The sequence below is a fragment of the Streptomyces sp. NPDC001380 genome (genome assembly GCF_042895785.1).
Taxonomy (GTDB): Bacteria; Actinomycetota; Actinomycetes; order Streptomycetales; family Streptomycetaceae; genus Peterkaempfera.
The window spans coordinates 160,511-186,739 of the sequence record NZ_JBIAWP010000001.1 but is presented as its reverse complement, the minus strand read 5'-3'; the positions used below and the strand labels follow the sequence as shown (position 1 = coordinate 186,739).

Here is a 26,229-nt window from a genome sequence, read left to right as displayed (position 1 = left end):
GAGGCAGTGATGACAGTGACGGCACCTCAGGCGACGGCGGAGGGGACCGCCTGGCGGGGCTTCACCGGCTCCGGCTGGCGCGGCCGCGTCGACGTGCGGGACTTCGTCCAGGCCAACTACACCCCCTACCCGGGCGGTCCCGGCTTCCTCCAGGGCCCCACCGACCGCACCCGCACGGTGTGGGGGAAGGTCAGCGCCCTCTTCCCCGAGGAGCGCCGCCGCGGCGTGCTCGACGTGGACGCCGCCACCCCCTCCACCACCACCTCGCACCGCCCCGGCTGGATCGACCGCGACCGCGAGCTGGTCGTCGGGCTGCAGACCGACGCGCCGCTGAAGCGCGCCATCATGCCCAACGGCGGCCTGCGGATGGTCGAGAACGGCCTGCGCGCCTACGGCCACGAGCCCGACCCGAGGGTCGTGGAGGTCTTCACCAGGTACCGGAAGACCCACAACGCCGCGGTCTTCGACGCCTACACGCCCGCCATGCTCCGCGCCCGCCGCGCCGGGGTCATCACCGGCCTTCCGGACGCCTACGGCCGCGGCCGCATCATCGGCGACTACCGCCGGGTCGCCCTCTACGGCGTCGACCGCCTCGTCGAGGCCAAGCGCGCCGAGAAGGCCGCCCTCGACGGCGAGCCGTCCACCGAGGCCGTGATCCGCGACCGCGAGGAGCTGTCCGAGCAGGTGCGCGCCCTCGGCGAGCTCAAGGAGATGGCGTCCTCCTACGGCTTCGACGTCTCCGGGCCGGCCGCCACCGCCCAGCAGGCCTTCCAGTGGCTGTACTTCGGCTACCTGGCGGCGGTGAAGGAGCAGAACGGCGCCGCGATGTCGCTCGGCCGCACCTCCACCTTCCTCGACGTCTACCTCGAACGCGACCTCGCCGAGGGCCGCATCGACGAGGTGCGCGCCCAGGAGCTGGTCGACGACTTCGTGGTCAAGCTGCGGATCGTCCGCTTCCTGCGCACCCCCGAGTACGACGAGCTGTTCTCCGGCGACCCCACCTGGGTCACCGAGGCGATCGGCGGCGTCGGCACCGACGGGCGGCCGCTGGTCACCCGCACCTCCTTCCGCTTCCTGCAGACCCTCCACAACCTGGGCCCCGCCCCCGAGCCCAACCTCACCGTGCTGTGGTCGCCGCGGCTCCCCGAGCCGTTCAAGCGGTTCTGCGCACAGGTCTCGGTCGACACCAGCTCCATCCAGTACGAGTCGGACGAGCTGCTCCGCCCGGTCACCGGCGACGACACCTCCATCGCCTGCTGCGTCTCCGCGACGGAGACGGGCCGCCAGATGCAGTTCTTCGGCGCCCGCGTCAACCTCGCCAAGGCCCTGCTGTACGCCGTCAACGGCGGCCGCGACGAGATGACCGGCGAGCAGGTCGGCCCGGAGCTGCCACCGCTGACCGGCGCGTACCTCTCCTACGACGAGCTCGCCGCCGCGTACGACCGGATGCTCGACTGGCTCGCGGAGACCTACGTCGACGCGCTCAACGTCATCCACGCCATGCACGACAGGTACGCCTACGAGCGGCTGGAGATGGCCCTCCACGACCACCCCGTCCGGCGCACCCTGGCCTGCGGCGTCGCCGGACTGTCGGTGGCCGCCGACAGCCTCTCCGCCGTGCGGCACGCCCGGGTGCGGGTGGTCCGCGACGCCTCCGGCCTCGCGGTGGACTACGAGGTCGGGGGCGACTACCCGGCGTACGGCAACAACGACGACCGGGCCGACGCGATCGCGGTGGACCTGGTGCGCTCCTTCATGGCGAAGATCCGCCGCCGGCCGGCATACCGGGGCGCGGAGCACACCCTGTCGGTGCTCACGATCACCTCCAACGTCGTCTACGGCCGCCACACCGGCGCCACCCCCGACGGGCGGCCGGCGGGCGCCCCCTTCGCGCCCGCCGCCAACCCGATGAACGGCCGCGACCGCCACGGCATGGCCGCCTCCGCCCTCTCCGTCGCGAAGATCCCGTACGACGAGGCGCGCGACGGCATCTCGCTGACCTCCACCGTCACGCCGGAGGGCCTGGGCCGCGCCCCCGAGGAGCGGGTCGTGAACCTCGTGGGCCTGCTGGACGCCTACACCGCCTCCGGCGGCTACCACCTCAACGTCAACGTCCTCGACCGGGCGACCCTGGAGGACGCGATGGAGCACCCGGAGAGGTACCCGGACCTCACCGTCCCCGTCTCCGGGTACGCCGTCCACTTCGTGCGGCTCACCAGGGAGCAGCAGCGCGACGTGGTCAGCCGCACCTTCCACGGCGCCCTGTGACCGTGCGCCCCGTGGCCGGCGGTCCTGCGGACGGGCGCCCGGCGGCCGGCGGTCCCGGGCGCGGCGCCGCCGTCACGGGCCGGGTGCACTCCTGGGACCTCTCCACCGGTGCGGACGGTCCCGGGACCCGGTTCGTCCTCTTCACCGGCGGCTGCCCGCTGCGCTGCCTGTACTGCCACAACCCCGACACCTGGCACATGCGCGACAGCCGCACCGCCACCGCCGACGAGGTGCTGGCGCAGGTCGGGACGTGCGCCGCCTTCCTGCGGGCGGCCGGCGGCGGCGTCACCGTCAGCGGCGGCGGACCGCTGCTGCAGCCCGCGTTCACCGCCGAGGTGCTGCGCCGCTGCAAGGGCCTCGGCCTGCACACCGCCCTGGACACCTCCGGGTTCCTGGGGGAGCGGGCCGGGGACGCGCTCCTCGCCGGCACCGACCTGGTGCTGCTGGACGTCAAGTCCTTCGACGCGGCGGTGCACCGGCGCCTGACCGGCGGGGAGCTCGCCCCGACCCTGCGCTTCGCGCGGCGGCTGGACCGGCTCGGCACGCCCACCTGGATCCGCTACGTCCTGGTGCCGGGCTGGACCGACGACCTCGACGCCGTCGACGGCCTGGCGGACTTCGCCGCCGGGCTGGAGTGCGTCCGCCGCGTGGACGTGCTGCCCTTCCACCGCCTGGGCGAGGCCAAGTACCGGGCGCTCGGGCTGCGCTTCCCGCTGGCGCACACCCCCGCGCCCGCCCCGGAGCTGGTCGCCCGGGTCCGCGACCGCTTCACCGCTCGCGGACTCGAGGCGTACTGAGGGACCGTCGGGCCGACCGGCGCCGGGACGGACAGCCGCCGGCGCCGGGTCGGCAGGTCCCCCGGGGCGGGACCTTCGGCACCGGACCGCGACGGGCGGCGGCCGCACCGCGGGCGGCGAGCCCCGCGTCAACCCGGCGGCGGTCGGCCGCAGCCCGGCGTGGATCGCGGAGCAGGCCGGCTCCGCCGTGCCCGCGGACACCTCCGTCATCCTCGCCGAGGTCGCCGGGGCCGGCCCCGGCGAGCCCCTGACCCGCGAGAAGCTCTGCCCGCTCCTCGCCGTCCTGCGGGCCGGCTCCACCGAGGAGGGCGTCGCCCTCGCCGCCGCCATGGTGGACTTCCACGGCCAGGGCCGCAGCGCGGTCCTCCACGCGGACGACCCGGGGCTCGCCGAGGAGTACGGCCGGCGGATCAGGACGGTGCGGATCCTGGTCAACGCGCCGTCGTCGCAGGGCGCGATCGGCGGCGTCTGCAACAGCCTGCTGCCGTCGCTGACGCTCGGCTGCGGATCGTGGGGGTCGACGTCCGTGTCCGACAACGTCTCGGCGGCCGACCTGCTCGACATCAAGCACGTCTCGAACCGGCAGGACAACCTGCAGCGGTTCAAGGCGCCGCCGGAGGTCTGCTTCGAGCCGCAGTCGGTCCGCTACCTGGCCTCCGTGCCGGACGTCCACCGCGTCACCGCGGCCACCGACGCCACCATGGCCCGGCTCGGCCTCGTCGACCGGGTGCGCCGGGTCCTCGACCGGCGCCGCGAGCCGGTCGTCGTCCAGGTGATCGACTCCGTGGAGCCGGAGCCGGGCATCGACGCGGTGCGGCACGGCGCCGCCCTGATGCGGGAGTCCCGCCCCGCCACCGTCATCGCGCTCGGCGGCGGCTCGCCCCTGGACGCGGCCGAGGTGATGTGGCTGCTGTACGCGCACCCCGACGTGGACTCCTCCGGCATGCGGCAGAAGGTCTCCGACATCCGCAAGCGGGCGTTCCGCGTCCCCGCCCCCGCCGGGCGCGCCCGGCTGGTCTGCATCCCCGCCACCTCGGGGACGGGCGCCGAGGCCACCCCGTTCGCGGTGATCACCGACAGCGCGACCGGCACGAAGCACCCGCTGGCCGACTACGCCCTCACCCCGAGCGTCGCCATCGCCGACCCCCTGTTCACCGCCGACCTGCCGCCCGCGCTCGCCGCCGACAGCGGCTTCGACGCCCTCACCCGCGCCACCGAGGCCTACGTCCCGGTGTGCGCGAGCGACTTCACCGACGGCCTCGCCCTGCACGCGATCCGGCTGGTCCTCGGCAACCTGGAGCGGGCCGTCCACGGCCGGACCTGCGGCGCCGGGGCCCGGGAGCACATGCACAACGCCGGCACCATCGCCGGGATGGCCTTCGCCGTGCAGTGCACGGTCCCGCCCTCGCGGCGGACGTCGCGCACGGCGACGACCAGGGGCGAGAGGCCCGCGTGGTTCTCCGGCTCCGCCAGGTGCGCGAACACCCGCTCGGGCGACGCGCCCACGTGGAAGACCCGGCGCAGTTCGACCCCCGGCATGCCTGCCCCCACCGGTCCGGTGACGTCGCGTGATCCTCGCGCCCCGTCTGGCGGGCACGCCAGGGCGGCGGCCGCGGAGCCCGACGCCCCGGCCCCGGGCGCCCCGGTGCGCCGGCAGGGCGCCGACTTCGCCGCTCCCTGCATCCGGACGGCGGCCCCGGGGCGAATCCTCAGCGGGGAACGGACGGCGGGCCGCCGCCGGAAGGTCGGCGTCCCGCTCCGCCCGGGTCCCCGATCGGACCGGAGGAGGGCGTGGTGGCCGTGGACGGAACCGGCGAGGGAGTGACGGAGGGCCTGGGGCGGCGCCTGGCCGTCCTGGAGGCCGAGGTCGAGCGCCTGCGCGAGGAGGTGGCCTGCGCCCGCGCCCTCGCCGCCATGGCGGACCGGGACACCGCCGACCTCCGCGCCGATCTCCGGGCCCACGGCCCGCTCCGCACCGCCCTGCGGACGGCCGGGCCGGACCCGTGGGCGTACCCGGCCGGGACGCGGGCCGCCGGGACGCGGGCCGCCGAGACGCGGGCCGCCGAGCCGCCCCACCCCGCCGCGCCCGATCCCGGCCTGGACAACCTGGTCCAGGCGGTCGGCTGCCTGGCCGCCGGCCAGGCCGACCACAGCCGCCACCTCGCCGCCCTGGTCCGCGGGCAGGAGCAGATCCTCGCCGAGCTGCGCCGCCTGGCCGGCGGGAGCCGGTGAGCCGCCGCACCTGGCGAGCCGTCGCACCTGGTGTTCCGTCACACCTGGTGTGCCGCACCACCCCGGCGCGGTGCGGCTCCGCACGGGCCCTCCCGGCGTCCGCGGCGGCTCAGGGCTTGTAGACCCGGCCCGGATCCGGCACCGCGGGGGCCAGCAGCTGGGAGAAGGTGACGACGGTGTAGCCGCGCTGCTTCAGCCCGGCGAGGATCCCCGGCACGGCGGGCACCGTCCCCGGGTAGATGTCGTGGAGCAGGATGATCCCGTCACGTCCGGCCTGGTCCAGCACCCGCTTCTCGATCACCGCCGGGTCGTCCGTCGCGTAGTCCTTGGCGCTCACGCTCCACAGGACCTGCGCGAGTCCGAGCTCGCGGCTGACCCGGGCGACCTTCCCGTCCGTGCGTCCCTGCGGCGGCCGCATCACGGCCGGCCTGCGGCCGGTGATCCGCTCGACGGCGTCCTGCGTGCGGGCGAGCTCGTCGCGCACCTGCGCCTCCCCGGTGCCGGTGAGGATCCGGTGCGACCAGGTGTGGTTGCCCAGCTCGTGGCCCTCGGCCGCGATCCGGCGCACCGTGCCGGGGTGCTTCATGACGTGGTTCGCGCCCAGCAGGAAGAACGTGGCGTGGACGTGCTCGCGCTTCAGGACGTCCAGCAGCCGGGGGGTGTCCTCGCCGGGCCCGGCGTCGAAGGTCAGCGCGATGCACTTGGCCTTCCGGCAGTCCACGGCGCCCGGCGGGAGCCCGGCCGCGTCCCCGGAGCCGCCCTTCCCGGCGGACGGCGGCCGGTCCGCGGCCTGCTCCCGGGCGTCGCGCGGCGCGGTGGTCACGTACGAGGCGCAGCCGCCCAGCAGCGCCGCCGCGAGCAGGGCGGCGCCCGCGGCCAGGGCGCGGGCCCGGCCGGGGCGGCGGGCGGCGGGCGCGGTGCGGGACGGCCCGGGCGCGGGCACGGGCGTCCTGGCCACGGGAGCAGCACCGGGCACGGGTATGGCGGAGGGCATGGAGGGGCTCTCTCTCGGGTGGCGGCGGCGTCCTGAGCCGGTCCGCCGGAGGTCGGGTGGCCGCGGGACCGGTGCCCGCGGGTCCTGCCGGTCGCGGCCGGTCAGCAGTCGCAGCCGCAGCAGTCGCAGTCGCAGCAGCCGTCGCACCCGCAGCTGTCGCACCCGCAGCCGTCACAGCCGCAGCAGCCGTCGCCGCTCCCGCAGCAGCCGCCGGATTCGCAGTCGCAGCTGCTGCAGTCGCAGCAGTCGGCCTGGTGGCAGCACCCCTGCCGCTTCTGCCGGCTCCACGGGCCCTCGTACTCCTCGCTGCAGCACAGCCGGCAGGTGCAGGCCAGGTACGCGGCCATGGCGCAGCCCGCGAGCAGCCCGCGCCGCCGCGGCGGGGGCGGCGCCGGCAGGTGCGCGGCCCCCGGCGCCTGCGGCGAACCGTGGGAGGCGCTCGCGCAGGCGTGTGCGGAGCCGCCGAGGACGCGGTCCACCGCGCGTCCGGTCTCGTGCGCCAGCAGCCGGTGCACCAGCGCCCCGTCGGTGAACTCCGCGTCCCGCAGGGCCAGCCGGATGCCGTGCACGGCGTCCCGGCACAGCCGCTCCGCCTCCTCCGGCGCGGTGCCGGTCGCGGCGAGCGGGTTCCACGCCCCGCGCTCGGCGTCCTCCCGGAGGTCCTCCGCCGCGTCCAGCAGGTGGGCCAGCCGGCCGAAGAGGCGACCCGCCTCGGCCAGCGGCGCCGCGTTGCCCGGCCGCCCGGCCAGCACGGCGGTGTGCGCGAACGCCGCGGCGGTCGCGGTCTCCGTCGGCTCGGTGACCCGCAGGACCGGCGTGCCCGGCCCCGCCGCCCGCTCCAGCTCCCCCTGCCGCGCGGCGGCGTCCAGCAGCACGCCCGTGTCGAAGCCGACCACGGCCGCGCCGTCGGCGCTCTGCCGGCCCCACCGGTCGGCGACGGCCCGTGCCCCGGCCGCGACCGGGCGGCGGGCGAACGCGCCGTCCCGGTCCTCCACGTGGTCGCGGACCTTGACCGCCGCCAGCGCCAGCGAGACCGCCGCGGCCAGCCGGGCCCCCTCGCCGCGCGCCACCTCGGCGGTGCGCATGCCGCGCAGCGGGCACGGACCGGCGGTGCGGCGCCCCGCGGAGGGGGCGCGCTCCGACTGGGCCTCCACGAGGACCGAGACGATCAGCCCGTCGTAGTTCGTGGCGGTCCGGGCGAGCTGGCCGTGGTCGTCGCGCAGCGCCAGGCACAGGCCGCACAGGTGCGCCGTCCACGACGCCCGCAGCCGCTCCGAGAGCCGGTGCCGGCACGGCCGGATGATGCCGAACATGTTCCCCCCGCTTCCCCGCCCGTCCCGGCGGCCCCCTGTGGACGCGCCCCAGCATAGGGGCGGCCTCGAACGCGTCTCCGTACGGGTCCGCGGGACCCCGGTGCGGACGCGGCGGCCGGCGGCCGGGCCGCCGGACGGTCCGGGCCGTGCGGAGCGGGTGCTCCTGCGGGTGACAGGGCCGCCCGGTCCTGATACCAACGAAGGAAGAGCCATCGCAGGGAAAGGAGGGATCGCCATGCACGCCGCCATCGGGGACATGGTCCACATCCACGGCCGCACGGTGGGCGCCCACGACCGGATCGGCCGGGTCGTCGAGGTCCGCGGGCCCGGCGGCTCCCCGCCGTACCTGGTGCGCTTCGACGACGGTCACGAGCGGCTGATCTTCCCCGGCCCGGACTGCGTCGTGGAGCACCTGGCCACCCACCCCGGACCCGGAGCACGCTGACCCGGAGCACACCGACCCGCAGCACACCGACCCGGAGCACGTCCGTCCGGGGCGGCGGCGCCCCGGTGTCCGGACCCCGGACCCCGGGGCGCACCGGCTGCGCCCGGACGGTCCTCCTCCGGCCCCGCGGATTTGGCCGCCGGCCGTCCCCGCGGGGCCGTGCGGGGGGCTGCCCTCCCGTCGCCCCCACCCGCAGCCCCCGGCCCGCCGCCTCCCCCGGGGCGTCGGCGCCCGCCCGCACCCGGGGGCGTGCGCGCGGTGCGGTGCACGTGCGGGGCCGCCCGGGGCCGCCCCGCCGGGTTAGGCTTCCCGGGCAGGCAGCAGCACTTCACCGCCTGCAGCACTTCACCGCCCACGGAGGTAGCGGCGTTGCACATCGACGCGTGGATCGAGAGCGTTCCGCCGGGGGCGGTCTACGCACTGGTCGGACTGATCATCGGACTGGAGAGCCTGGGCATTCCGCTGCCCGGCGAGATCGCCCTGGTCACCTCAGCCCTCCTGGCCTCGCGCGGCACGGTCGACCCGCTGCTGGTGGGCGTCTGCGCCACCCTCGGCGCCGTCCTGGGCGACTCCGCCGGGTACGCCATCGGCCGCAAGGGCGGCAAACCGCTCTTCGACCGGCTCGGCCGCCGCTTCCCGAAGCACTTCGGCCCCGCCCACCTGGCGACCGCCGAGCGGTCCTTCCAGCGCTGGGGCATGTGGGCGGTCTTCTTCGGCCGGTTCGTCGCCCTGCTGCGGATCTTCGCCGGCCCGCTGGCGGGCGCCCTGCGCATGCCGTACTGGAAGTTCCTCACCGCCAACGTGCTCGGCGGCGTCGTCTGGGCGGGCGGCACCACGGCCGCCGTGTACTACCTGGGCGTGGTGGCGGAGGACTGGCTCAAGCGGTTCTCCTGGCTGGGGCTCGCCCTCGCCGTCTGCCTCGGTGCCGGGTCGTTCCTGCTGGTGCGCCGCAGGGCGGCCCGCGCCCACGCCGAGCACGAGCGGAGCGGGCGGGCGCAGGACGACGCCGCGGACGCCGACGCCGACGCCGAGCCGGTGGCCGCCCCCGCGCGCGACTGAGGGGACCGCCGTCCGACATGCCGGTGCCCCCGGCGGCTCCGCCTGGAGCCGCCGGGGGCACCGGCACGTCGGGCTCAGGCGATGGAGGCGGCCACGACGGCCGCGACCGACACGTTGCACGCCGCGGTCACCCACACCGCGGGGTGCGGCTCCGGGTCGACGAGGATCTCGCCCAGCCGGCCCGGGGTCAGCAGGTCCACCGCCCAGAAGGCGACCGCCATCAGCACCAGGCCCAGCAGCCCGAAGCAGGCCGTCGAGGCGAGGCCCTTGCCGAAGTCGTCGTAGGTGGTCCAGATCGAGGTGAAGACGATCCCGCCGATGCCCAGCAGGGCCGAGCTGAGCAGCACCGCCGCGTTCCGGTTGCGCTCCACCCAGATCTGGTGGCCGAGCCTCCCCGGCGTCAGCAGGTCGACCAGGAGGATCCCCAGCAGGAGCAGGACGACGCCCAGGGCGCCGAAGACGGCGGCGGAGCCCAGTCCGTGGACTATGTCGTTCATCGGTGTCTCGAAATCCTTTGTCGCGGCGGGTCGGGGGGCCGCAGCAACCTAGCGCATCCCGGCCGGGGCCACCGGCGGATCCCGATCACGTCCGCCATGTCCGCCGGGGAGGCGCGTGCGGGTCCCCGGCACATGCGTTGCCCGGCCGGGCCGGCGCCCGCGACAGTGGGGCCCATGCCCGAATCCCCGACGCCCGCGGGCGCCACCGCGCCCGCTGCCCCCGTCCCTCCCGCCGGCACCTCCGTCCGCCCGGTGACCCCGGACGGCGCCGAGGCCGTCCAGGCCCTCCTCAACGCGATCGACGTCCTGGAGACCGGCACCGCCCGCACCGACCTGCACGAGGTCGAGGCCGACCTGGCCGATCCCGGCACCGACCTGCCCACCGGCTCCTGGCTCGGCCTCCGCGGCGGCCGGGCCGTCTGCTACGGCCTGCTGCGCGACGCCGGCGGCGGGCGCCTCGATCTCGACCACTACACCCTCCCCGACCACCAGGACCTCGGCTTCCACGTCCTGGGGCTGATGACCGCGCGCGCCGCCGCCGCAGGCGCCGACCGGGCCGTGCTCCACCTGCTCCTGGCCGCCGAGCCGACCACCGACACCGCCCGGCTCGCCGCCGGCGGCTGGCGGCGCGTGCGCCGCCACCACGTGCTCACCCGGCCCGTCTCCCGCGACACGGACCCGGTCCCGGCCCCGCCGCCGGGCGTCACCCTGCGGACCTGCGAGGACGAGGACGGCCGCCGGGCCGCCCACGCCCTGCTGGAGCGCACCTTCGCCGCCCACTACGGCCACCGCCCCCGCAGCTACGAGGAGTGGCGGGAGGCCGCCGACACCCACCGGCAGGACTGGTCGCTCTGCTGGACCGCCGCGGCCGACGGCCTCGGCGACGCCGCCGTCCTGCAGTGCCGCGACGACCGCGGGGCGGCGGGCTGGGTCAGCCGCCTCGGCGTGGTGGAGGAGGCCCGGGGCCGGGGCCTCGGGGGCCACCTGCTGGAGCTGGCCTTCGCCGCCTTCGCCGAGCGCGGCCGGGACACCGTCGAACTGGGCGTCGACACGGAGAACACCACCGGCGCCCTGCGCCTCTACGAGGGCTGGAGGATGGTCCTGGACCACGCCGTGGACACCTGGGAGGCCGTCGTCCCCGCCGGGTGACGCCCCGGCGGCCCGGGGACGGCCCGGCGGCGGCCCGAGGCGGCCGGGGAAGCGGCGGCCGGACGCCGGTGCCGCGGGCCGCGGGCCGCGCCGGACCGGCCCGGACCGGGCGCGGGTCAGCCGCGCCGCAGCCCCGCCGCCAGCTCCGCCGTCGCGGCGCGCACCTCGTCCAGCAGGACCTCCAGGTCCTCCTCCGTCGTGGCCGCGTTCAGCAGGCAGGCCCGCAGGGCCTCCCGGCCGCCCAGCACCGTCCCGGTGACGAACGCCCGGCCGCGCCGCTGCACGGCGAGCGGCAGCGCCCGGTTCACGGCGTCCGCGTCCTCCTCCGGCAGTCCGGGGACACGGTGGCGGAAGGCCACGATGGAGGTCTCCACCGGAGCGGCGAGCTCCAGCTCCGGGTCCTTCTCCACCAGCCCGCCCAGGCGCCGGGCCAGGGCCGTGCAGCGGGCGACGTCCGCGGCGATCCCGTCCCGCCCCCGGTGGGCGATCGTCGCCCACACCTTGAGCGAGCGGAACGGGCGGGTCTGCTCCATGCCGTACTCGGAGAACCAGCCGAGGCCGCCCGCCTCCTCGTCGCGCAGGTAGGGCGGCACCAGGCTGAAGGTGCCGCGCAGCTCCGACGCGTCGCGGACCAGGGCGCAGCCGCAGTCCACCGGCACGCCCAGCCACTTGTGCGGGTCCAGCGCGAGGGAGTCGGCGCGCTCCATCCCCGCGTACCGGTGGGCGATCTCCGGGTCGAGCACGCCGAAGGCGCCGTACGCGCCGTCGACGTGCAGCCACAGCTCCTCCTCGGCGCAGAGGTCGGCGACCGCGTCGAGGGGGTCGACCGCGCCGGTGTTGACCGTGCCCGCGGAGGCGGCCACCAGGAACGGCACCAGCCCGGCGGCCCGGTCCGCGGCCACCGCCCGGCGCAGCGCGGCGACGTCCATCCGGCCGTCCGGGCCGGCCGGAACCGTGCGCAGGTTCCGGCTGCCGAGCCCCAGCAGCTCGACGGCCTTGCGCACGCAGGAGTGGGTCTCGCCGGTGGCGTACGCGACCAGCGGGGGCATCGCGGCGAGGCCGTCCTCGCGGACGTCCCACCCGGCCCGGCGGGCGGCCCGGCCGCGGGCGGCCGCCAGGCACAGGACGGTCGCCATCGAGGTGCCCGAGGTGAGGATGCCCGCGCCCGGCCCGTGGGGGAAGCCCACCAGCTCGGCGATCCACCGCACGACGGCCCGCTCCAGGTGCACGTCGGCGTGGTCGCCGCCGGCCGAGCTGGGGTTCATGGCGGACGCCGCGAGCGTGGCGAGGACGCCCGCGGGTGCGGGGGCCGAGTTCACCCACCCGAAGAAGCGGGGGTGCCCGTTGCCCATCGGGTAGGGCATCACCTGCTCGCCGACCGCCGCCAGCAGCTCCTCCAGGGGGCGTCCGGCGGCGGGCAGCGGCGCGCCGAGCAGCCGCTCCCGCGCGGCCTCGTCGACGGGCTGCCACACGGGCCGGTCGGCCACCGCGCCGAGGTAGTCGGCGACCAGGTCGGCGGCGGTGTGCGCGGCGGCGCGGAAGTCCTCGCGGGGGGTCTCGCTCAACGTCGGCTCCAGCGGTGGGAGGGGCGGTGCGTCCCGGGGCGGCGTCGTCGGCGCTGCGGACGCTGTCGATCGTACGGGCACGGCCCGCGCGGCCGGCGCCCGCACCGGGGGAGCCCGCCGGACCGCCGGGGCCCCGGGACGGGCGCCGGCCGTCCCGGGCTCCCCGGAGCCGCCCCTCGGCTCCCGCAGGGCCGGAAGAGCGGGATTCCTGCCCGAATTCGGGCAGGAATCTTGGTGACCGGGTCCGTCGGCGCCTAGGCTCCTGGCCCGTGCCCACCCCACACCACCCCCACGAGGACCTCCTCGTGCACCTCGTCCGCACCAGCCCGCTGACCCCCGGCGAGGCGGCGCGCGTGGTCGCCGACGTGCTCGCGTACTTCTCCGAGACCACCGAGGAGTACGTGCGCCGCCGCCACGGCGAGCTGCAGGCGCGCGGCCTGACCAACGAGCGGATCTTCGACCGCGTCACCGCCGAGCTGCCCGCGCGCCGGGTGGCCGCGCCGGCCCTCTCCGCCCGGCAGCTCCGCCGCATCGTCTACGGCTGAGCCGCCCGCCCCGCCGGCCCGCACCGCCGGCCCGCACCGCACCGCCGGACCCCACTGCACCGCCGGACCCCACTGCACCGCCGGACCGCCGGCCCGCACCGCCCCGCCGGCCCGCACCGCCCCGCCGGACCCCACTGCACCGCCGGACCCCACTGCACCGCCGGACCCCACTGCACCGCCGGACCCCACTGCACCGCCGGACCGCCGGCCCGCACCGCCCCTCACCTCGCCCGCCCCGACCCCGTGTCCCCTGCAGAAAGGACCCCGCCATGTGCGGCATCGTCGCCTACATCGGCCCCAAGGACGCCGCGCCCCTCCTGCTGGAGGGCCTGCAGCGCCTGGAGTACCGCGGCTACGACTCCGCCGGGGTCGCCGTCTGCGGCCGCACCGGCGGCCTCAGGCTCCGCAAGGTCAAGGGCCGCGTCGCCGACCTCGCCGAGGCGGTCCCCGCCCGCTTCAAGGGCACCGCCGGCATCGGCCACACCCGCTGGGCCACCCACGGCGTGCCCAGCGACGCCAACGCCCACCCCCACCTGGACGCCGCGCAGCGCATCGCCGTCGTCCACAACGGCATCATCGAGAACGCCGACGAGCTGCGGGCCCGCCTCACCGCCGACGGCACGGCCTTCGCCTCCGAGACCGACAGCGAGGTGCTGGCCCACCTCGTCGCCGCGCACGCGGGCGAGGGCGTCGCGCTCGAGGACGCCGTCCGGCAGGCCCTCGCCCACGTGGTCGGCACCTACGGCGTCGCCGTCCTGGACTCCGCGCAGCCCGACCGCGTCGTGGTGGCCCGCAACGGCAGCCCCATCGTGCTCGGCATCGGCGAGAAGGAGATGTTCGCCGCCTCCGACGTCGCCGCCCTGGTCCGCTACACCCGCCAGGTCGTCCACCTGGACGACGGCGAGCTCGCCGTGGTGCGCGCCGACGGCTTCCGCACCTTCACCGAGGACGCCCGCGCCACCGCCAAGGAGCCCTCCACCGTCGACTGGGAGGTGGGATCCTACGACACCGGCGGCCACGAGCACTTCCTCGCCAAGGAGATCCACGAGCAGCCCGACGCGGTCGAGCGCACCCTGCGCGGCCGCCTCGACGACCGCTTCCACACCGCCCACCTCGGCGGCCTCAACCTCGACGCCCGCGAGCTGCGCGCGATCCGCCGGGTCAAGATCCTCGGCTGCGGCTCCGCCCACTACGCGGGGGAGGCCGGCGCCCAGCTCATCGAGGAGCTGGCCCGCGTCCCCGCCCACGCCGAGCCCGCCTCGGAGTTCCGCTACCGCAACCCGGTGATCGAGGCCGACACCCTCTACGTCGCGGTCAGCCAGTCCGGCGAGACCTACGACACCCTGGCGGCCGTCCAGGAGGTCAGGCGCAAGGGCGGCCGGGTCCTCGGCGTCGTCAACACCGTCGGCAGCGCCATCGCCCGCGCCTGCGACGGCGGGATCTACCTGCACGCCGGACCGGAGGTCTCCGTCGCCTCCACCAAGGCGTTCACCTGCACCGCCGTCGCGTTCGCCCTGCTGGCCCTGCACCTCGGCCGCATCCGCGACCTGTCGCCCGCCGACGGCCGCCGGATCTGCGCGGGCCTGAAGGCGCTGCCGGACCGGATCCGCGAGATCCTCGCCCAGGAGGAGCGGATCGCGCAGCTGGCCGCCGCGTACGCGAAGCACGACGGCATGATGTTCGTCGGGCGGGTCCGCGGCTGGCCGGTCGCCCGCGAAGGCGCCCAGAAGCTCAAGGAGGTCTCCTACGTCCACGCCGAGGCCTACCCGGCGAGCGAGCTCAAGCACGGACCGCTGGCGCTGATCGGCCCCGGCCTGCCCACCGTCGCCGTCGTCCCCGACGACGAGCTGCTGGACAAGAACCTCACCACCCTCGGCGAGATCCGCGCCCGCGGCGGCCGGGTCCTCACCGTCGGGCACCGCGCGCCGGACGCCCGCCTCGCCGACGACTCCCTCGTGGTGCCGAGGAGCGAGCCCGAGCTGGACCCGCTGCTGCTGGGCATCCCGCTCCAGCTGCTCGCGTACCACGCGGCCGTCGCCCTCGGCCGGGACGTCGACCGGCCCCGCAACCTGGCGAAGAGCGTCACCGTCGAGTAGGCGCCCCCGCGGGACGCCCCGGAGGGCCCGGCCGCCCCGCCCGCCGTCCCGCCGCCCCCGGTCCGGAGGGGCCGGCGCCGCACCCGGCGCCGGCCCCTCCGGCTCCAGGCCGCACGACGGTGCGTCACCCCGCCTGCGGCGGACCCCACGGGGCCGGGACCGGCTCCGCCGTGCGCTCCAGGTGGGCGGTGACCACCAGCGTGCCGTCCTCGGCCTCGTAGTCCAGCGGCACCTCCAGCCGCCGCATCGCCGCGACCATCGCCGTGTTGGACGACTGCGTCACTGCGTGGACGCTCGTGACGCCCGCCTCCCCGGCCAGCGCCGCGAGGCGCCGCAGCAGGCCCGTGCCGAGGCCGCGCCGCTGCCAGGCGTCCTCCACCAGCACCGCGACCTCCGCCCCGTCGCCGTCCCACATCAGGTGCGCCAGGGCGACGATCCTGCCGTCCGGCAGCTCCGCGGCGAGGGTCTGCCCGTGCCGCGGCTCCAGCAGGTGCGCCAGGTAGCGGTCGGCGTCCCCGACCGGGCCGTGGTAGCGGCGGCGCAGCGTCGCCGTCGAGCAGCGCCCGTGCAGCTCCACGGCCGCCCGCCGGTCGTCGGGGCCGGCGCGGCGCACCGCGACCTCGCCGCCGGCCGGCAGGATGACGGACTCCCGTCCGGCGGGCACGCGCGGGCCGAGCACCGCGTCCAGCTCCACCAGGGCGCGGGCCCGCGCGAACTCGGTCGGGGTGAAGGGCAGGTGCGGCCGGGACACCTCGATGACGCCGCCGGAGGGCTCCCGCAGCCGCATCACCCCGCCGTCCAGCGCGTGCGGGGGCGGCGGCCCCTCCGTCCGTGCCGGGCCGGCGGGCAGTGAGCGGAGGGTGCAGCTCCCGAAGAGCTGCCGCAGCGCCACGGGCAGTTCGGCGGCGTCCAGGGCGGTGCGGGCGGCCAGGCCCAGGATGCGGGTGGGCACGTCCACCAGGTCGTGGGCGTCGGCCCGGTCGACCCAGGTGTCCCGGCCGCCCGCGGCGGCCAGCGCCCCGGCCAGCCGGGCGCGCGGCAGCCCGACGGGGGCGCGCACCAGGAACTCGTCCACCGTGCCGGCCGCCAGCGGGTGCGTCTGCAGCGAGATGATGTTGACGCCCAGTCGGGCCAGCGCCCCGCACAGCGACGCCAGGCTGCCGGGGGAGTCGGCCACGGTGGTGCGGATCCGCCACAGCGAGAAGCTGTCGGCGGCGGGTCCGGCGCCCCCGGCGGCGTCCGCGGCCCCGCTCACCGGTGCCTCCCCGGCCTCGCCGGGCGTGGGATCGGGCCCGGGCGGGGCGTGCGTGTGACGGTGCGTCCACCAGCCGTGGAAGAGCGCCGCGCCCAGCAGCGCCGCCGCGGAGACGGCGAGCAGCACGGGCCCGTCGTGGCCGTGGACGACCACGTCGGCGACGAGGTCGGCGGTCGCCACGGCGAGGAAGAGCGCGGACAGCTCCACGGCCTCCCGGCGCCAGCGGCGGCTCCGCGCGTGGGTCCGGTTCCGGTGGTGGTCTCTCGACAGGTGCTCCATGCCATCAGAGTCCCGCGGCGGTGTTTCGCGATCACGAACTGCCGATGACCTGTCGGTAAAGGGTGCTTCATGGCCTTCCGGGAGAGTGCGGGGCGGCTGCGGCGAGACGCCGGAGCACCTGTCCGCAGCGCCTGGCGTACAGGTGCTGGGCGTACGGGACGACGGGCCCGGCGGCCCGCGTGAACCACCGGCCGGGGAGGCTGAAGGCGGTCACCGAGAGCCGCACCGCCCCGTCGTCGCCCCTCTCCACCACGAAGGACTCCTCGCCGCGCTCGGGGTGGCCCCTCAGCGTCCCGTACGCGAAACCCGCGCGGTCCGGTTCGACGGCCGCCCACACGACCCGGCAGGGCGCCCGCAGCCGCAGCGGGCCGGCGCCGAGCACCACCTCGACGTCCACGCCGGGTGCCGCCCGCCCCGAGGCGTGCACCCGCACCCCCGCCGCCCGGTGCATCCGCCACGTCAGCACCGCCTCCCCGGCGGCCTCCAGGACGTCCCGGCCGTGCCCGAGCAGCGTCCGGTACCGCAGGTGGTGGTAGCCGGACGGCAGCGCGCCCGCACGCGTCGCGCCGACCTCGGGGTAGGTGAAACCGCTCATCGCTCCGCCTCCCGGCCCGTCCTCCCCGGCGCCCGCACGGCTGCCGGTGCGGACCGCCGTACCAGTCTCCTCCCCGCCGGGGCCGGGACGGCGGACCGGCACCCCGGCGGCCCGGCCCCGGCGTCCCGGCGCTGGCGACGCCGACCCCCGCGCGTGTGCCGACCGCGGCTGCGAAGGACGCTGCTGCGCCCGACCTTCTCCGAACCGCGTGGTCAGGTCCGCCGCCGATGGGCGGGACCTGCCTATCGCCGCCGGAGACCGGTTGCGGGACGGCCCTTCGGGGAACTCTCGTGCGATGCATGCCAATGACCGCCCGCATCGGGTCCTGTTGGTCTGGTCGAGTGATCTGTGCATCCGTTTGTCCATTCGGGTGACGCGCGACGAAACCTTGCCGGAGATCGGTCGTTTTCGAGCGAAGAAGGGCAAGTTCCTGCCCTTCTCGTTCGTCAACGGAGGTGTTGGGTATGCGGGTTTCCCGCGCGGTGACGGTTGGTGTCTCCCTCGCGAGTGCGATGGTCCTGGGCGGTGTGGCGGTCGCCAACCCCCTCAACCAGGTGCTCCCCGGGGTCTCGGGGATGGTCGGCGGCCTTCTGCCCCAGGTCGGCGGTCCCGGCGACGCCGGCCCGGCTGGCGGTGAGGAGCGGGGTCGCGGTGAGGGCGACTTCGGCCGGGGCGACAACGGCCGGGGTGACTTCGGCCGCGGCGACAACGACCGAGGTGACTTCGGCCGGGACGGAGACCGCGGGCGCGGCGAGTTCGGCCGCGGTGAGGGCCGCGACCGTGACCGCGGCGGCTGGGGCCGCGGTGAGGGCCGCGACCGTGGCGGCCGAGGCCGGGGCGAGGGGTACGGCCACGAGGGTGGCGGCTTCCGCGGCCGCTACTTCCGCAACGACGTGAACGTCTTCCGCAAGAACCAGTACGAGGCGTTCCGTCTCGACCACAACTGCATCGGCAGGACGACGGGGTTCTGCAACCAGAACGCGTCGTTCAGTCCGAGCCTGATCCAGTCCCCGATCTCGATCCTCCCGATCGGCGCCACGACGGGTCTGATCGGCACCAACGGCAACGGCAACAACGGAAACAACGGCAACAATGGAAACAACGGAAACAACGGAAACAACGGCAACAATGGAAACAACGGGAACAACGGCAACAACGGCATGAACGGCAACAACGGGAACGGCAACGGGAACGGGAACGGGAACGGCAACAACTGAGCCCCGTCCCGTGCGGGCCTTCCGGCTCCGGTAGACGCATCGGAGACGCCCGCACCGGAGGAGAGAGCCCCGCCGTACGCAGGAACACGGTAGATCCGGCGCCTTGACGAACGACCGCGCCGGGATGCGGCTCGCACGGCCAGCCCCGAGAGTTCGGCCGTGCGAGCCGCAGAATGGAAGGAACCTGATGAAGCACGCGACGGGCGGTGGTCTGCCCGGTCCCGCCGAAGCGGAGGCCGGCCCCCGCCCCACCGGCGGGGCGCCGGGCGCCCCCGTGGTCGGGGCGCAGTCCCCGCGCAAGGGCGGAGCCGGTCCGGAGGCGGGTCCGCCGCAGACGCCCTCCCCCCGCCCGGGCGACGGCGCATCCCGACCGGACGAGGGCGCCGACGGCCCGTCCGCACAGCCGGCAGCCGCGGACGCCCCGCCCGCATGGTCGGGGGCGAGCCTCGTCGTCCTGACAGGCGTGGCCGTCCTCCTGCTCGGCGCGGTGCTCGCCCACCTGGTGCTGGTGTTCCTGAGCATCGGCCCGGCCAACGCGGCGACCAACGCGTACCAGCGGCAGATCAACGCCTACATCTACCCGGAGTTCGGGCAGGACTGGAAGCTCTTCGCGCCCAACCCGCTGCAGCAGAACGTCGCGGTCGGCGCCAGGCTCCAGACCGCGGGCCCCGGCGGCACCCTCCGCACCGGGGACTGGACCGACCTGACGGCCCAGGACATCGCCGCGATCCGCCACAACCCGCTGCCCAGCCACGCCGACCAGAACATGCTGCGCCGCGCCTTCGACGCCTACCTGAACTCCCACGACCAGCAGGAGAGGAACACGGACGGCTTCCGGGGCGACCTCGCGGTGGAGTACCTCAAGCGCATCGCGCTCCAGCGCCTGGGCCGCACCGCGCATGGCGAGCGGGTCGTCGCCGTCCAGTTCGCAAGCCGCACCAACCTGGTGCGCCCCCCGTCCTGGACGAGGGAGAAGCAGACGCAGACCACCGCCTACCGCACGCTGCCGTGGTGGCCGGTGAACGACCGGGACTACTGGGGGCTGTGACCCATGACCACCGACCGTACGACGATGACGGCGGCCCCCGACGTCCCCGTCCCGCCCGACGTCCCCGCCCCGCCCGCCGCTCCCGTCCCGCCCGACGTCCCCGCCCCGCCCGCCGCTCCCGCCCCGCGGGCCCGCGCCGGCCTGCGCGACCGCCTGTCGCGGTTCCTCGCCTTCGCCGCCCGCACCCACGCCCCCCACCAGGCCGCGGTCGTGCGCATCGGCTTCGCCGCCGTCTTCGCCGCCTACCTGCTGCGCGAGTGGCCGAACCGCCGTGTCCTCTACGGCGACCGGAGCCCCTGGGCGGTCGACATGGCGGCCGTCGCCCTGCGCCACGACCACGGCCTGACCGTCCTGACCTGGTCGGCCGGCCGCTGGTGGTTCGAAGCCGTCTACACCGCCACCCTCGTGGCCGCCCTCCTCCTGATGCTCGGCTGGCACACCCGCCTGACCTCGGTCCTCTTCATGATCGGCGTCCTGTCCCTGGAGAACCGCAACACCCTCGTGGGCGACGGCGGTGACAACGTCATCCGCATCATGGTCATCTACCTCGTCTTCACGCGCTGCGCGCAGGTCTGGTCCCTCGACGCCCGGCGCACCCGCCGCCACGGCCCGGCCCCCCGGCGCCACCGCATCGCCGTCGCCACCTGGACCCTGCTGGGCCTGCTGAACCTGTGGACCTTCGGCTTCGCCTCCGGCTGGGCCGCGACCTTCTGGACCATGTGGGCCCTCCACGGCCTGTGGTACGCGGCGGGCCGCTGGTTCCCCCGCCACCGGGCCCGCGCGCTGCTGGACGCCTCCGCCGCCATGCTCCACAACGCGGCCGTGCTCGTCATCGCGGTCCAGGTCTGCCTGATTTACTCCACCGCCGGCTGGTACAAGATCCAGGGGTCGCGGTGGGAGGAGGGCAGCGCCCTCTACTACGCCCTGCACCTGGACTACTTCACCCCCTGGCCGGGGCTCGCCGCGCTCCTCTCGGCCAACGCCCTGGCGGTCCTGGCCCTGAGCTACGGCACCGTCATGGTGCAGGTCGCCTTCCCCTTCACCCTGGCCAACCGCAAGGTCAAGAACGTGCTGCTGGCCGCGATGATGCTCGAGCACGCGGCGATCGCCGTCATCCTCGGCATCCCCTTCCTGTCCCTGGCCATGATCGTCTGTGATGCGGTGTTCCTCCCCACCGCGTTCCTCCTGTGGACCGGAACGCGCTGCACGGACACCGGCCGCCGCATCGCGCACCGCCTCCTCGGCGTCCACGCGCGCCTCAGACTCGCCGTCAACGCCGTCACCGGCGTGTGAATCCCGCGGACGCCCGCCGATCCCCGGGGCCCCGGACCGCGTGATCTGCGGCCGCCGCGGTCCGCCCCGCCCCGCGCCACCCCGGATCGGACCGACGCGCGACGCGCCTGCGGGCGTCCGCGCGGCCCGGCCGGCCGGCGGCGGACGCTGCCGCGGCCCGGTCCCCCCGTCCCGCCGCGGGGGCGGGCCGGCTCACCCCTGGTACGGGGCCAGCTCCGGCCGCTTGGGCGTGCGGCCGTCGCCCGACGAGCGGCCGGTCAGCCGCCGGACGATCCACGGACCCAGGTGGATGCGCAGCCACCGCAGGTCCGCGCGGAGCCGCGCCCCCCGGCGCGCCGGGGCCGCCGGGGGCAGCGGGGCCCGCCAGTCGAAGGAGGCCGGGAACCCCAGCGCCTGCAGCACCGCCTCGGCCACCCGGCGGTGGCCCTCGGGGGAGAGGTGCAGGCGGTCCTCGTCCCACAGCCGCGGGTCGTCGAAGCAGGGCGCGGAGAAGAGGTCGACCACGACGACCTCCTCGCGCTGCCGCGCCAGCTCCTCCACGAACTCCTTCATCCGCAGGATCGCCGGCAGCAGCCGGGCGCTGCCCTTCAGCCGCCGGGTCGGGTCGGTGCTGGTGAACATCACGACCCGGCGCGGTCCGGCGGACAGCTTCTCCGCCGCCTCGCCCAGCCTCGCCTCCACCACGGCCACGTCGCAGCCCGGCCGCAGCACGTCGTTGAGACCGCCCGCGAGGGTCACCAGCTCCGCACCCATCGCGGCGGCGGCGCCGACCTGCTCGTCGCAGATCTGGCCGATCAGCTTGCCCCGCACCGCCAGGTTGGCGTAGCGGAAGCCGGGGGTCGCGGCGGCGAGGCGGGCGGCGACCAGGTCGGCCCAGCCGCGGTAGCTGCCGTCCGGGTGCAGGTCGTCGCACATGCCCTCGGTGAAGGAGTCGCCGACGGCGACGTAGCTGCGGAAGGCGGGCGCGGGTGCGGTGGTGTTCTCCATGGCGCGGACGATCCTAATCTCCGCCCCGCGGGGCCCCGCCGCCGGACCCCGGCGGCCCGGCGGCCCGGGAGTCCGTGCCCGACCGGCCCCTGCTCCGGAGGGCCGTGCGGGGACGCCGGGCCACGTCGGCGGTCCGCACCGGCGCGGCCCGCGGCCCGGCGGCCCGGGCCCGGTGACCGGGATCACCGCCCGCCGCCGGTCCCGCCGGGGCCGCAGTGCGGGCAGACTGGAGGCGGAGACCGCCCCGGCGGGACCCCCGGACGAGGCGCGCCGTACCCGGTCATGCGAAGACGACGCGGATGTCCGCACGGAATCCGTCTCCGGGAGGTGCCCCGCCATGGCGTGGCTGTACGTCGTCGTCGCCGGTCTGCTCGAGGCCGCCTGGGCCGTCGGGCTCAGGTACACCGAGGGGTTCACCCGCCTCGTGCCCAGCGTCCTCACCGGCGCCGGGATCGTCTCCAGCATGGCCCTGCTCGCGCTCGCCGCCCGGACGCTGCCGGTCGGCACCGCCTACGCGGTCTGGGTCGGCATCGGCGCCACCGGCGCGGCGGTGCTCGGCGTCGTCCTGCTCGGCGAGTCCGCGAGCCCGGCCCGGCTGGCCTTCCTCGCCCTGCTGCTCGTCGCCGTCGTCGGCCTCAAGGCCACGTCCGGGCACTGACGGGCACCGACGGGCACCGACGGGCCGGACCCTCGGCCCCGGCCCGCGCGCCTCAGCCCGGGGCCGCCGTCCCTGCGGCGGCCCCGGGCCGAGGGACGCGGGCCCCGGCGCTCCCGGCGGCCCCGGGTCAGCCCTTCCCGAGCGCCTCGCGGTGCGCCCGCGCCAGCAGCAGGTACCCCTCGGCGTTCGCCCGGATCCCGGCCCGCTCCTCCTCGCCCAGCGGCCGCTTCACCTTCGCGGGCACCCCCGCGACCAGGGAGCCCGGCGGGACCTGCATCCCCTGCGGGACCACGGCGCCGGCCGCGACCAGCGAACCCGCGCCGATCCGCGCCCCGTTGAGGACGGTCGCACCCATCCCCACCAGCACGTCGTCCTCTATGGTGCAGCCGTGCAGCACAGCGTTGTGCCCCACCGAGACCCGCTCGCCCAGGACCGCGGGGAAGGCCGGGTCGGCGTGCACGGTGCAGTTGTCCTGCACGTTCGTGTCCCGCCCCACGGTGATGTCCTCGGCGTCGCCGCGCAGCACCGCGTGGTACCAGACGCTCGCCCCGGCGGCCAGCCGCACCCGGCCCACCACCACCGACGTCGGCGCGGTGAACGCCTCCGGGTCCACCTCCGGCTCCCGGCCCGCCACCGCCGCCACCAGCGCCTCCGCCATGCCCGCTCCTCGCCCTCGCCGCACCGTCCGGCCGGGCTCCAGGCGGCCCGGGAGCCCGTACGCTACCGGCCGCCCCGGGGGCGCGCCGCGCCGCGCCCCCGGGCGGCTGTCGGTGCCCGCGTCTAGGCTGCGGGGCATGACCGTTCCCGCAAGGATCAGCATCGTCACCCTGGGCGTGTCCGACCTGGAGGCCAGCGCCCGCTTCTACGAGGCCCTGGGCTGGCAGCGGTCCGGCGCCTCCAGCGCGGAGATCGTCTGGTTCCGCACCGCGGACTCCGCCCTCGGCCTCTTCCCGGCGGAGGAGCTGGCGGCGGACGCAGGGGTGCCCTCGGAGCCCGAGTCGGCGTTCCGCGGCGTCACCCTCGCGATCAACCTGGAGGACGACGCCGCCGTCGACCGGGCCATGGAGGGCGCGGTCGCCGCCGGCGCCACCGTCGTCAAGCCCCCGAAGCACACGTCGTGGGGCGGCTACTCCGGCTACTTCGAGGACCCCGACGGGCACCTCTGGGAGCTGGCCCACAACCCCGGCTTCCCCCTCACCGCCGAGGGCCGCCTCGACCTGCCCTGAGGCCGCCGTGGACCCCAACCACTACCGCTTCGCCTCCCGCTGGGAGCTCGCCGCGCCGCCGGGCGACGCCTGGCGGGTGCTGGAGGACGTCCCCCGCTACCCCCTGTGGTGGCCGGAGGTCCGGTCCGTCCGCCGCACCGACGACCGCCGGGGCGTGTTCACGGTCCGCTCGCTGCTCCCGTACGTCCTGGTGTTCGGCGCGGAGCAGGTCCGGCGCGACCCGGCGGCCGGGGTGCTGGAGGCCGCCCTCGACGGGGACCTGCGCGGCTGGTCCCGCTGGACCGTCACGCCCCGGCCCGGCGGCAGCCTCGTCCTCTTCGAGGAGGACGTGCGCCCCGGCAGGCCGCTGATGCGCCGCCTCGCCCTCCCGGCCCGGCCCGCCTTCACGGCCAACCACGCCCTGATGATGCGCAGCGGCCGGCGCGGCCTCGCGGCCTTCCTGGCGGGGTACGCCGCGGGCCGCGCTGACGCCGCCGGACCGCCCGCCGGCTGAACGGGGCCGCGAGCCTCCCCGGTCCGGCCGGGCGGTCGAGCGGGGCCGTCCGGGCCGTCCGCGGCGGCCGGGGGCCGCCGGCGGGTGGTGGCCCGGTGGGCACGGCCGGGGTCCGACGCCCGGGCCGGGGTCTGCGGGGTCCTCGGGCCGTGGGCGGGCAGGTGCTGCCGTCGCTCAGGCCGCGCGGCCTGCCCGGCCCGGAGCGCGTCCGGGGCGCGTCCGGAGTGCGGCCGTCGAACGGCGGGGCCACGGGGTGGCCGCCGCGACGTACCCGGCGGTCCACGGCCGGGCGGCAGCCGGCGGGACCCGGACCCGGACGGCGGTCACGCCGAGCGCCTCCGGGCAGCGATCCGCTGCCGGGAGGCCTCGTAGAGCACGGCGGTCGCGGCGTTCGCGGCGTTCAGCGAACTCGCGGCCCCGGTCATCGGGATGGCGACCGTGCGGTCGCACAGGTCCCGCCACGTACTGCTCAGCCCCGTGGTCTCGTTGCCGACCAGCAGCAGGGTCGGCTGGGTGAAGTCGAAGTCGAAGACGTCGCAGTCGCCTTCCTCGTCCGTGCCGACCAGCACGATCGGCGTCCCCTGGGCGCGCTTGGCCTCCACCCACCCGGTCACCTCGGCCGGCGACGGCACCCGGACCGCCGGCAGGGCGAACAGCGACCCGGTGCTGGCCCGCACCGACTTGGAGTCGTACACGTCGGCCGCGTGGCCCGAGACGATCAGCCCGTCGGCCCCGAAGGCGTCCGCACTGCGGATGATGCTGCCGATGTTCCCCGGGCTCGTCGGCCGGTCGAACAGCACGCCCAGGAAATCGTCCCCCGCGCTGATCCGGTCGAGATCGTCGGCCGGCATCCCCACGACGGCGATCACCTCCGGAATGCTCTCGTTCTTCTCCCCCAGGTCCGCCAGCATGTCCGGTGCCATCGCGATCCGCTCGGTCCTCACGGTGCGGAGGAGTTCCTCCGCCCAGCGCGACAGCTTCCGCCTCCCGTCGTAAAGCAGCGCGTGGATCGGCCAGCCGTGCTCCACGGCGAGGGAGATCGGGCGCACGCCCTGGACGAGGAACTCCCGCGCGCGCGTGCGCTTGCTGCGGTTGGTCAGCAGTGACTCCCACTGCTGGAACCGGGCATTGCGAGACGTCATCCGCTGGGCCGCCGGCACCCGTCCTCCAAGGTGAGCTGAGTTCCACGATGCGCCCCAAGCCTACGGAGTCCGCACCGGCGCATCCCGGGGGCCGGACGGGGCAGGCAGCCGGGAGCCGTCCGGGGCGGCGCCTCGACGCGCAGCGCGTGCCTCGGGTGCACCAGTCCTCCTGGCGCCCCGGCCATGGCCGCAGAGGCACGGGGCCAGGGCCGCAGCGCCGCCCGATGCGCCCTCCGCGGCCCGCCTCGAGGAGGACGGCGCCGGTCGGGGCGGCGTCGCGGGCCGGGGCGGAAGGGGCCGGACCCGGCCCGGTCACCTGCGGGCGTACCCCGCCCACAGCGGGCCGCCCGCCCGGTCCAGGACCTCCTCCACCACGTCCGCCAGGCGGCCGGACCGCCCTGCGGCCGCCTCGGCCGCCGCCTGCGCCGGCCGGTCGTGCAGCGACAGGTCCGCCTCCGCGGGCCGCCGCGACAGCCACGTGCCGCTGCCCAGCCAGTGCCCCCGCGCCAGCAGGGCGAACTCCGACGCCCGCAGCAGCAGCGCCGCCGCCAGGTACGCCTGCTCACGGGTGTCGGCGCACCCCCGCAGGTCGTCCAGCAGGTCGGTGAGCACGTACCGGTGGTCGTCCAGCACGTCGGCCGGCACCGGCGGCGGACCGGCCGCGAACCGCTCCCGCGCCTCGGCCTGCAGGGCGGCCCCCAGGCCGTCCGCGTCCACGAGCAGCACCCCCTCGGCGCACATCGCCGGCAGCGGGGAGCGGCGCGCCGCCGTCTCCCGCTCGGCGAAGGCCCGCCAGTCCTGCTCCGTCTGCACGAACAGCTCCACCGGCCACCCCCGGTGCACCAGGCTCTCCCGGAAGGGGGCGGGCGGCCCGGCGAGCAGGACCACGACGTCCAGGTCGGAGGCGGGGGTGCGGCGCGCGGTCAGGACGCTCCCCGCCAGGAAGGCCGCCCTGGCCTGCGGGAAGCGGGTGCGGACGATCTCCTGCGCGGTCTCCAGGGGTTCCATGGGCGCAGTCTGCCGACGTCGGGGTGCGCGCGTCCCCCGGTTTTCCGTTCGTCCCCGCTCCTGCTCCT

Annotated in this window: 24 protein-coding genes, 1 pseudogene and 1 riboswitch; of the genes and pseudogenes, 15 read left to right on the top strand and 10 right to left on the bottom strand. The window is 76.5% G+C overall.

The window, feature by feature from the left end; all coding sequences use genetic code 11:
* The first annotated feature begins 9 nt into the window (after positions 1 to 9).
* The 4 genes and pseudogenes from pflB (at position 10) to ACFY07_RS00855 (ending at position 5,297) form a co-directional block, all read left to right on the top strand.
* On the top strand, positions 10 to 2,268 hold the full coding sequence (pflB, locus tag ACFY07_RS00870) for a formate C-acetyltransferase (RefSeq protein ID WP_390866746.1): 2,259 nt from the start codon (positions 10 to 12) through the stop codon (positions 2,266 to 2,268).
* Positions 2,269 to 2,279: 11 nt separating this feature from the next.
* Entirely contained in the window at positions 2,280 to 3,065 is a 786-nt protein-coding gene (pflA, locus tag ACFY07_RS00865; protein WP_390866745.1) for a pyruvate formate-lyase-activating protein, read from the top strand.
* Positions 3,066 to 3,162: 97 nt separating this feature from the next.
* Positions 3,163 to 4,446, top strand: a pseudogene (locus tag ACFY07_RS00860) (iron-containing alcohol dehydrogenase); the annotation flags it as partial.
* Between the two features lie 413 nt (positions 4,447 to 4,859).
* The gene (locus tag ACFY07_RS00855; protein WP_390866744.1) at positions 4,860 to 5,297 is read left to right on the top strand and encodes a hypothetical protein; all 438 of its coding nucleotides are present in this window, start codon (positions 4,860 to 4,862) and stop codon (positions 5,295 to 5,297) included.
* A gap of 109 nt (positions 5,298 to 5,406) precedes the next feature.
* Here the strand turns inward: ACFY07_RS00855 and ACFY07_RS00850 are convergent, their stop codons facing one another.
* Together ACFY07_RS00850 and ACFY07_RS00845 are read right to left on the bottom strand one after the other, a co-directional pair.
* On the bottom strand, positions 5,407 to 6,291 hold the full coding sequence (locus ACFY07_RS00850) for a polysaccharide deacetylase family protein (protein ID WP_390866743.1): 885 nt from the start codon (positions 6,289 to 6,291) through the stop codon (positions 5,407 to 5,409).
* A 101-nt stretch (positions 6,292 to 6,392) separates the two neighbouring features.
* Positions 6,393 to 7,604: a DUF5685 family protein gene (locus ACFY07_RS00845; protein ID WP_390866742.1), complete on the bottom strand. Its 1,212-nt coding sequence runs from the start codon at positions 7,602 to 7,604 to the stop codon at positions 6,393 to 6,395.
* 235 nt (positions 7,605 to 7,839) lie between these two features.
* Between ACFY07_RS00845 and ACFY07_RS00840 the strand changes: the two genes are divergently transcribed.
* Complete coding sequence (locus ACFY07_RS00840) at positions 7,840 to 8,049, top strand: DUF1918 domain-containing protein (RefSeq protein ID WP_230647283.1); 210 nt, start codon at positions 7,840 to 7,842, stop codon at positions 8,047 to 8,049.
* A 369-nt stretch (positions 8,050 to 8,418) separates the two neighbouring features.
* A complete protein-coding gene (locus tag ACFY07_RS00835) occupies positions 8,419 to 9,108 on the top strand; it encodes a DedA family protein (RefSeq protein ID WP_390866741.1) in 690 nt (229 codons plus the stop codon).
* 74 nt (positions 9,109 to 9,182) lie between these two features.
* Here ACFY07_RS00835 and ACFY07_RS00830 read toward each other — a convergent pair whose 3' ends face one another.
* Positions 9,183 to 9,605 (bottom strand): DUF350 domain-containing protein, encoded by a 423-nt coding sequence (locus ACFY07_RS00830; protein ID WP_230647279.1) that lies wholly within the window; start codon positions 9,603 to 9,605, stop codon positions 9,183 to 9,185.
* A gap of 174 nt (positions 9,606 to 9,779) precedes the next feature.
* On the opposite strand from ACFY07_RS00830, the gene ACFY07_RS00825 reads away from it, so the two are divergent.
* Complete coding sequence (locus ACFY07_RS00825; protein WP_390866740.1) at positions 9,780 to 10,754, top strand: GNAT family N-acetyltransferase; 975 nt, start codon at positions 9,780 to 9,782, stop codon at positions 10,752 to 10,754.
* A gap of 116 nt (positions 10,755 to 10,870) precedes the next feature.
* Here ACFY07_RS00825 and ACFY07_RS00820 read toward each other — a convergent pair whose 3' ends face one another.
* Positions 10,871 to 12,319, bottom strand: coding sequence for a pyridoxal phosphate-dependent decarboxylase family protein (locus ACFY07_RS00820; RefSeq protein WP_390866739.1), 1,449 nt, complete (start codon positions 12,317 to 12,319; stop codon positions 10,871 to 10,873).
* Between the two features lie 269 nt (positions 12,320 to 12,588).
* On the opposite strand from ACFY07_RS00820, the gene ACFY07_RS00815 reads away from it, so the two are divergent.
* Both ACFY07_RS00815 and glmS read left to right on the top strand, forming a co-directional pair.
* Positions 12,589 to 12,864, top strand: a complete 276-nt coding sequence (locus ACFY07_RS00815) for a hypothetical protein (RefSeq protein WP_390866738.1) — start codon at positions 12,589 to 12,591, stop codon at positions 12,862 to 12,864.
* Positions 12,865 to 13,133: 269 nt separating this feature from the next.
* Positions 13,134 to 14,960 (top strand): glutamine--fructose-6-phosphate transaminase (isomerizing), encoded by a 1,827-nt coding sequence (gene glmS, locus ACFY07_RS00810; protein ID WP_390866737.1) that lies wholly within the window; start codon positions 13,134 to 13,136, stop codon positions 14,958 to 14,960.
* A 124-nt stretch (positions 14,961 to 15,084) separates the two neighbouring features.
* Here the strand turns inward: glmS and ACFY07_RS00805 are convergent, their stop codons facing one another.
* Complete coding sequence (locus ACFY07_RS00805; RefSeq protein ID WP_390866736.1) at positions 15,085 to 16,494, bottom strand: GNAT family N-acetyltransferase; 1,410 nt, start codon at positions 16,492 to 16,494, stop codon at positions 15,085 to 15,087.
* A gap of 67 nt (positions 16,495 to 16,561) precedes the next feature.
* Positions 16,562 to 17,089 (bottom strand): DUF1990 family protein, encoded by a 528-nt coding sequence (locus tag ACFY07_RS00800; RefSeq protein WP_390866735.1) that lies wholly within the window; start codon positions 17,087 to 17,089, stop codon positions 16,562 to 16,564.
* Positions 17,090 to 17,553: 464 nt separating this feature from the next.
* Between ACFY07_RS00800 and ACFY07_RS00795 the strand changes: the two genes are divergently transcribed.
* The 3 genes from ACFY07_RS00795 (at position 17,554) to ACFY07_RS00785 (ending at position 20,647) form a co-directional block, all read left to right on the top strand.
* Positions 17,554 to 18,306 (top strand): hypothetical protein, encoded by a 753-nt coding sequence (locus ACFY07_RS00795; RefSeq protein ID WP_390866734.1) that lies wholly within the window; start codon positions 17,554 to 17,556, stop codon positions 18,304 to 18,306.
* 187 nt (positions 18,307 to 18,493) lie between these two features.
* Positions 18,494 to 19,354: a DUF5819 family protein gene (locus ACFY07_RS00790; RefSeq protein ID WP_390866733.1), complete on the top strand. Its 861-nt coding sequence runs from the start codon at positions 18,494 to 18,496 to the stop codon at positions 19,352 to 19,354.
* A gap of 3 nt (positions 19,355 to 19,357) precedes the next feature.
* Positions 19,358 to 20,647: an HTTM domain-containing protein gene (locus tag ACFY07_RS00785; RefSeq protein WP_390866732.1), complete on the top strand. Its 1,290-nt coding sequence runs from the start codon at positions 19,358 to 19,360 to the stop codon at positions 20,645 to 20,647.
* Between the two features lie 192 nt (positions 20,648 to 20,839).
* Here the strand turns inward: ACFY07_RS00785 and ACFY07_RS00780 are convergent, their stop codons facing one another.
* A complete protein-coding gene (locus ACFY07_RS00780; RefSeq protein WP_390866731.1) occupies positions 20,840 to 21,634 on the bottom strand; it encodes an SGNH/GDSL hydrolase family protein in 795 nt (264 codons plus the stop codon).
* 236 nt (positions 21,635 to 21,870) lie between these two features.
* Positions 21,871 to 21,934, top strand: a riboswitch (guanidine-III (ykkC-III) riboswitch).
* 37 nt (positions 21,935 to 21,971) lie between these two features.
* Between ACFY07_RS00780 and sugE the strand changes: the two genes are divergently transcribed.
* On the top strand, positions 21,972 to 22,292 hold the full coding sequence (sugE, locus tag ACFY07_RS00775; protein ID WP_390866730.1) for a quaternary ammonium compound efflux SMR transporter SugE: 321 nt from the start codon (positions 21,972 to 21,974) through the stop codon (positions 22,290 to 22,292).
* Between the two features lie 127 nt (positions 22,293 to 22,419).
* On the opposite strand, the gene ACFY07_RS00770 is transcribed toward sugE, so the two are convergent.
* Complete coding sequence (locus ACFY07_RS00770) at positions 22,420 to 22,950, bottom strand: gamma carbonic anhydrase family protein (protein ID WP_230647260.1); 531 nt, start codon at positions 22,948 to 22,950, stop codon at positions 22,420 to 22,422.
* Between the two features lie 136 nt (positions 22,951 to 23,086).
* Here ACFY07_RS00770 and ACFY07_RS00765 point away from each other — a divergent pair, with 136 nt between their 5' ends.
* Both ACFY07_RS00765 and ACFY07_RS00760 read left to right on the top strand, forming a co-directional pair.
* Positions 23,087 to 23,518 carry a VOC family protein gene (locus ACFY07_RS00765; RefSeq protein ID WP_230647258.1) on the top strand — a complete coding sequence of 144 codons (432 nt, stop codon included), beginning with the start codon at positions 23,087 to 23,089 and terminating at the stop codon, positions 23,516 to 23,518.
* 7 nt (positions 23,519 to 23,525) lie between these two features.
* Positions 23,526 to 24,011 (top strand): SRPBCC family protein, encoded by a 486-nt coding sequence (locus ACFY07_RS00760; RefSeq protein WP_390866729.1) that lies wholly within the window; start codon positions 23,526 to 23,528, stop codon positions 24,009 to 24,011.
* 323 nt (positions 24,012 to 24,334) lie between these two features.
* Here ACFY07_RS00760 and ACFY07_RS00755 read toward each other — a convergent pair whose 3' ends face one another.
* Both ACFY07_RS00755 and ACFY07_RS00750 read right to left on the bottom strand, forming a co-directional pair.
* Positions 24,335 to 25,171, bottom strand: a complete 837-nt coding sequence (locus ACFY07_RS00755; protein WP_390866728.1) for a TrmH family RNA methyltransferase — start codon at positions 25,169 to 25,171, stop codon at positions 24,335 to 24,337.
* A 294-nt stretch (positions 25,172 to 25,465) separates the two neighbouring features.
* Positions 25,466 to 26,161: a nucleotidyltransferase domain-containing protein gene (locus tag ACFY07_RS00750; RefSeq protein WP_390866727.1), complete on the bottom strand. Its 696-nt coding sequence runs from the start codon at positions 26,159 to 26,161 to the stop codon at positions 25,466 to 25,468.
* Positions 26,162 to 26,229: the final 68 nt, after the last annotated feature.